Source organism: Flavobacterium sp. UBA4854, assembly GCF_002399805.1.
In the GTDB taxonomy this organism is placed as follows: domain Bacteria; phylum Bacteroidota; class Bacteroidia; order Flavobacteriales; family Flavobacteriaceae; genus Flavobacterium; species Flavobacterium ginsengisoli.
Genome location: NZ_DHEI01000097.1, coordinates 36,699 through 38,228, shown reverse-complemented (window position 1 = coordinate 38,228; position 1,530 = coordinate 36,699). Strand labels below are relative to the sequence as shown.

At 30.5% G+C, this 1,530-nt stretch carries 2 protein-coding genes; both read left to right on the top strand.

Annotation, left to right across the window (positions count from 1 at the left end):
• Window positions 1-172 precede the first annotated feature (172 nt).
• Window positions 173-736 (top strand): Crp/Fnr family transcriptional regulator, encoded by a 564-nt coding sequence (locus B3J44_RS14545; protein ID WP_286969206.1) that lies wholly within the window; start codon window positions 173-175, stop codon window positions 734-736.
• 63 nt (window positions 737-799) lie between these two features.
• On the top strand, window positions 800-1,530 hold a 731-nt coding region (gene lpxA / locus B3J44_RS14540), incomplete at its 3' end, for an acyl-ACP--UDP-N-acetylglucosamine O-acyltransferase (RefSeq protein WP_286969204.1).

Below are 1,530 nucleotides of genomic sequence, written 5' to 3'. Positions count from 1 at the left end.
TTTTAAAGAGAATAATTTTTATTGTTGATCTACTTCTTCTTTTTTGGAAATAAGGTGTTAAAAGGCATGAAATGCACCAAAAAAGACAGGTTTGGTTTATAGTTTGCTGTTCGAATTTAGCTTTTATCTTATTTAAGTTTTATTTTTGATTTATTATGGAATTAAAAAATAAATGGAAGAGCTGATTCTAATTATAAATAGTTTTCAGGAATTAGATTTGGAGACTGAGCAGGCTATTAAAAAAAGTTTTGCCAAAGAAATTTTTAAGAAAGGCGAATTTCTTGTTGAAGAAACTAAGGTTTGTAATAAAATCTATTTTATTAAATCGGGCGCGGTTAGAAGGTTTTGTATTGAAGATGGTGTAGAAGTTACCAAATGGATTTATACCGATAATCAATTTGTAACTTCGATGAGCAGTTTTTTTGAGCAGAAACCTTCTTTTGAAAATTTTCAAACTTGTGAAGAAACAATCCTATATTCCTTGTCTTATTCTGATGAGCAGGCTTTATTAGAATATCCGTTGTTTATAAAGTTTCATATTAAACAACTTCGACATTATCTTTCTAAATTAAATGAGTTCAATCATTTATTTCGTCTAATGACTGCAGAGAAAAAATACTTATTTCTTTTAGAGTCATTTCCTCAAATTATTAAAAAAGGCAAATTAAAACACATTGCCTCATTAATTGGCGTGAGTCAGGAAACTTTGAGCAGAATTCGAGCGTCAATTATTTGACATTAGATCAATAAAAAGAATAAAAAGTTTTTCAATTTTTGTTGTTAATTAAAGATTTAAAAATTGAAGGATACGTTTATTCATAAAAATGCTGTTTTGGGTAATAACATCTCTTTAGGAAATGGTGTGACGATTGAGCAGGATGTTGTAATTGGCAATAATAGTCAGATAGGAAATAATGTAACAATTTTAAGCGGAACAAGAATTGGAGAAAATTGCCAAATCCATTCTAATGCTGTTTTAGGAGGTATGCCTCAGGATTTGAAATATAGAGGCGAATACACTCTTCTAGAAATTGGTGACAACAATATAATCAGAGAGTTTGTTACGATTAATAAAGGCACAATTTCTAAAGGTAAAACTAGTATTGGGAATTCGAATCTTATTATGTCAAATGCTCATATTGGGCATGATTGTGTAATAGGTAACAATTCTATTATTGGGTTTAGCGTTGGTATGGCTGGCGAAGTAATTGTTCAGGACTGGGTAAATATAAGTGGCTTAACTGCGATACATCAGTTTTCTATTATTGGCGAACATGCCATGATTAGTGGTTTGAGTCGTGTAGTTAAAGATGTTCCTCCTTATATTATTGTTGCTCATGAGCCCTTACGATTTGCAGGAGTAAATACTGTAGGTTTAAAAAGAAGAGAATTTACTTCGGATAAAATTGACGAACTTCGATCCATATATCGCGTTTTATTTCAGGAAAAGAGAAATACTAAATTTGCTTTAGAATTGATTACTGAAAAGTTTCGAAAGACTGTTGAGCGCGATAAAATTTTAAGTTTTGT